5 protein-coding genes are annotated in these 4009 nt (G+C 66.2%); all 5 read left to right on the top strand.

Annotated features, from left to right (window positions below; all coding sequences use genetic code 11):
* Positions 1 to 105: 105 nt before the first annotated feature.
* Genes G1E_RS25685 through G1E_RS25665 form a run of 5 tightly spaced genes read left to right on the top strand, consistent with a single transcriptional unit; the run spans position 106 to position 3953 of the window.
* Positions 106 to 675, top strand: a complete 570-nt coding sequence (locus G1E_RS25685) for a YqgE/AlgH family protein (RefSeq protein ID WP_009684472.1) — start codon at positions 106 to 108, stop codon at positions 673 to 675.
* Entirely contained in the window at positions 675 to 1100 is a 426-nt protein-coding gene (gene ruvX / locus G1E_RS25680; protein WP_003249316.1) for a Holliday junction resolvase RuvX, read from the top strand. The genes G1E_RS25685 and ruvX overlap by 1 nt, the downstream gene beginning before the upstream one ends.
* Before the next feature lie 49 nt (positions 1101 to 1149).
* Positions 1150 to 1668, top strand: a complete 519-nt coding sequence (gene pyrR, locus G1E_RS25675; RefSeq protein ID WP_009684473.1) for a bifunctional pyr operon transcriptional regulator/uracil phosphoribosyltransferase PyrR — start codon at positions 1150 to 1152, stop codon at positions 1666 to 1668.
* 12 nt (positions 1669 to 1680) lie between these two features.
* Entirely contained in the window at positions 1681 to 2685 is a 1005-nt protein-coding gene (locus G1E_RS25670) for an aspartate carbamoyltransferase catalytic subunit (RefSeq protein ID WP_009684474.1), read from the top strand.
* Positions 2682 to 3953 carry a dihydroorotase gene (locus tag G1E_RS25665; protein WP_029887681.1) on the top strand — a complete coding sequence of 424 codons (1272 nt, stop codon included), beginning with the start codon at positions 2682 to 2684 and terminating at the stop codon, positions 3951 to 3953. Before G1E_RS25670 ends, G1E_RS25665 begins: the two co-directional genes overlap by 4 nt.
* Positions 3954 to 4009 lie beyond the last annotated feature (56 nt).

The following is a 4009-nucleotide window of genomic DNA, read 5'->3' as shown; positions in this document are numbered from 1 at the left end:
GGCGGCGCTCGATCTCACAACCAACAAAACCCTCAAGACACTGACCAACCAAACGACACAAAGCGGACCTTGTCAGCCCCGCCACCTGGCGCCACACTATCCCCCATGAAAACCCTCGCCCCGAGCTACCTCAAGCATCAGTTCCTGATCGCCATGCCGCACATGGCCGATCCGAACTTCGCCCAGACCCTCACGTACATTGTCGAGCACAACGCCCATGGCGCCATGGGCCTGGTGGTAAATCGGCCGCAGGAACTGAGCCTGGCCGATATTCTCGAGCAATTGCGCCCGGACGAAACGCCGCCGGACAGCACTTTGCAGGTGCCGATCTACCAGGGCGGCCCGGTGCAGACCGACCGTGGCTTCGTGCTGCACAGCAGCGAGTGCAGCTTCCAGGCGAGCGTGGCGCTGGAAGGGCTGACGCTGAGCACGTCGCAGGACATCCTGCTGGCCATTGCCGCCGGGGTCGGCCCCAAGCAAAGCCTGATCACGCTCGGCTATGCCGGCTGGGAAGCCGGCCAGCTGGAAGCGGAGCTGGCCGACAATGCCTGGCTCAACTGCCCGTTCGACCCGCAAATCATCTTTGAAATGGCCAGTGACCTGCGCCTGGAGGCCGCCGCCGCCAGCCTGGGCATCAACCTGCACCTGCTGACCAGCCAGGCGGGCCACGCCTGATGGCCGAACTACGCCTGCTGCTGGGTTTCGACTATGGCAGCAAACAGATCGGTGTGGCCGTCGGCCAGGTCATCACCGGCCAGGCCCGCGAGCTGTGCACGCTGAAGGCGCAGAACGGCGTGCCGGACTGGGCCCAGGTGGAAAAGCTGATTGCCGAATGGAAGCCGGACGCCATCGTCGTCGGCCTGCCATTGAACATGGACGGCACGCCCAGCGAAATGAGCGCCCGCGCCGAAAAATTTGCCCGCCGCCTCAATGGCCGCTTCAACCTGCCCGTGCACACCCACGACGAGCGCCTGACCACCTTCGAGGCCAAAGGCGAGCGCATGGCCCGTGGCGGCCAGCGCGGCAGCTATCGCGACAACCCGGTCGATGCCATCGCCGCGGCCCTGTTGCTGCAAGGCTGGCTGGAGGCCAATACCTGATCATCTTTGCCGCCGGCCACGCCCGGCGCACCCTTCCGAGGAGCCCGCAATGAGCCTACCCAACCCCGCCGAGCTGGTCCGGCAGATGGCTGTCGACCTTCGCGCCCACCTGGCCCGCCGCAGCATCAGCGGGCCGCGTTACATCGGTATTCGTACAGGTGGTGTCTGGGTTGCCCAGGCCCTGCAGGAGGCCATGGGCGACGAGAGTGCCATGGGTACCCTGGACGTCTCGTTCTACCGCGATGACTTCAGCCAGAATGGCCTGCACCCGCAGGTACGCCCGTCCGAGCTGCCGTTCGAAGTCGAAGGCCAGCACCTGGTGCTGGTGGATGACGTGCTGATGAGCGGCCGCACCATCCGCGCGGCGCTCAACGAACTGTTCGACTATGGCCGCCCGGCCAGCGTCACCCTGGTCTGCCTGGTGGACCTGGATGCCGGCGAACTGCCAATCCGCCCGAATGTGGTCGGCGCCACCCTGTCGCTGGCCCCCGATGAACGGGTAAAATTGACCGGGCCCGCACCGCTCGCCCTCGAGCGCCAGGACCTCGCCTCCGCTTCCGCCCTTTAAGAGTCCCCCGCGATGACGCCAATCGACGCCAAGCGCCCGCTGCAGCTCAATGACCAGGGCCAGCTGCGCCACTTCCTCTCGCTTGACGGTTTGCCCCGCGAACTGCTCACCGAGATCCTCGACACCGCCGACTCCTTCCTGGAAGTCGGTGCCCGGGCCGTGAAAAAAGTCCCTTTGCTGCGCGGCAAGACCGTGTGCAACGTGTTCTTCGAGAACTCGACCCGTACCCGCACCACCTTCGAGCTGGCAGCCCAGCGCCTGTCTGCCGACGTGATCAGCCTGAATGTGTCGACGTCCTCGACCAGCAAGGGCGAGACCTTGTTCGACACCCTGCGCAACCTCGAAGCCATGGCCGCCGACATGTTCGTTGTGCGCCACTCCGACTCGGGGGCTGCGCATTTCATCGCCGAGCACGTGTGCCCGCACGTTGCCGTGATCAACGGTGGTGACGGCCGCCATGCGCACCCGACCCAGGGCATGCTCGACATGCTGACCATCCGTCGCCACAAGGGCAGCTTCGAGAACCTGTCGGTAGCGATCGTCGGCGATATCCTGCACTCGCGGGTAGCCCGCTCCGACATGCTGGCGCTCAAGGCCCTGGGTTGCCCGGACATTCGCGTGATCGGGCCGAAAACCCTGATCCCGGTCGGTATCGAGCAGTACGGCGTGAAGGTCTATACCGACCTCGCCGAGGGCCTGAAGGATGTCGACGTGGTGATCATGCTGCGCCTGCAGCGTGAGCGCATGGCCGGTGGCCTGCTGCCCAGCGAAGGCGAGTTCTACCGCCTGTTCGGCCTGACCACCGCCCGCCTGGCCGGGGCCAAGCCGGATGCCATCGTCATGCACCCAGGCCCGATCAACCGAGGCGTGGAGATTGAGTCGGCGGTGGCCGACGGCAAGCATTCGGTGATCCTCAACCAGGTTACCTACGGCATCGCTGTACGCATGGCAGTGCTGTCCATGGCCATGAGCGGGCAAAACGCGCAACGTCAATTCGACCAGGAGAACGCCCAGTGACCATCAGCATTCTTGGCGCCCGGGTCATCGACCCCAACAGCGGCCTGGACCAGGTCACCGACCTGCACCTGGACGGTGGCCGCATTGCTGCCATCGGCGCCGCCCCGGCCGGTTTCAGCGCCAGCCGCACGATCCAGGCGCAAGGCCTGGTTGCAGCGCCTGGCCTGGTCGACCTTGGCGTGTCCCTGCGCGAACCGGGCTTTAGCCGCAAAGGCAACATCGCCAGCGAAACCCGCGCAGCCGTGGCCGGCGGCGTGACCAGCCTGTGCTGCCCACCGCAAACCAAGCCGGTGCTGGACACCTCGGCCGTGGCCGAGCTGATTCTCGACCGTGCCCGCGAAGCGGCCAACAGCAAGGTCTACCCGATCGGCGCCCTGACCAAGGGCCTGGAAGGCGAGCAACTGGCGGAACTGGTGGCCCTGCGTGACACCGGTTGCGTGGCATTCGGCAACGGCCTGAAGGAAATCCCCAACAACCGTACCTTGGCCCGCGCCCTGGAGTATGCCGCCACCTTCGACCTGACGGTGGTGTTCCATTCCCAGGACCGCGACCTGGCCCAGGGCGGCCTGGCCCACGAAGGCGCCATGGCCAGTTTCCTTGGCTTGCCGGGCATTCCGGAAAGTGCCGAAACCGTGGCCTTGGCGCGCAACCTGCTGCTGGTCGAGCAGAGCGGCGTGCGCGCGCACTTCAGCCAGATCACCAGCGCCCGTGGCGCGCGGCTGATCGCCCAGGCCCAGGCACTTGGCCTGCCGGTAACCGCTGACGTGGCGCTGTACCAGCTGATTCTCACCGACGAGTCGCTGCGCGAGTTCTCCAGCCTGTACCACGTGCAGCCACCGCTGCGTACTGCTGCTGACCGTGACGGCCTGCGTGAAGCGGTCAAGTCTGGCGTGATCCAGGCGATTTCCAGCCACCACCAGCCGCACGAACGCGATGCCAAGCTGGCCCCTTTCGGTGCTACCGAACCGGGTATCAGCAGCGTCGAGTTGCTGCTGCCGCTGGCCATGACCCTGGTGCAGGACGGCCTGCTCGACCTGCCCACCCTGCTCGCCCGCCTGAGCAGCGGCCCGGCTGCCGCCCTGCGCCTGCCTGCCGGTGAGTTGAAAGCAGGCGGCGCGGCCGACCTGGTGCTGTTCGACCCGCAAGCCTCGACCGTTGCCGGCGAGCAATGGCTGTCGCGGGGTGAGAACTGCCCGTTCATCGGCCACTGCCTGCCGGGTGCGGTGCGTTATACCTTGGTCGATGGGCACGTTTGCCATGAGGCCTGAGTAACCCTTTTCGCGGGCACGCCCGCTCCCACAGGGTGAACTGCGCCCCTGACGTT

Origin of the sequence: Pseudomonas sp. TJI-51, assembly GCF_000190455.2 — a bacterium.
In the GTDB taxonomy this organism is placed as follows: domain Bacteria; phylum Pseudomonadota; class Gammaproteobacteria; order Pseudomonadales; family Pseudomonadaceae; genus Aquipseudomonas; species Aquipseudomonas juntendi.
The sequence above is the reverse complement of the archived record's forward strand: the minus strand, read 5'-3'. Positions and strand labels throughout refer to the sequence as shown.

Bases quoted from the DNA above. Each gene is read 5' to 3' on its own strand.
- G1E_RS25685 (WP_009684472.1), top strand. From the start codon at position 106: ATGAAAACCCTCGCCCCGAGCTACCTCAAGCATCAGTTCCTGATCGCC.
- ruvX (WP_003249316.1), top strand. From the start codon at position 675: ATGGCCGAACTACGCCTGCTGCTGGGTTTCGACTATGGCAGCAAACAG.
- pyrR (WP_009684473.1), top strand. From the start codon at position 1,150: ATGAGCCTACCCAACCCCGCCGAGCTGGTCCGGCAGATGGCTGTCGAC.
- G1E_RS25670 (WP_009684474.1), top strand. From the start codon at position 1,681: ATGACGCCAATCGACGCCAAGCGCCCGCTGCAGCTCAATGACCAGGGC.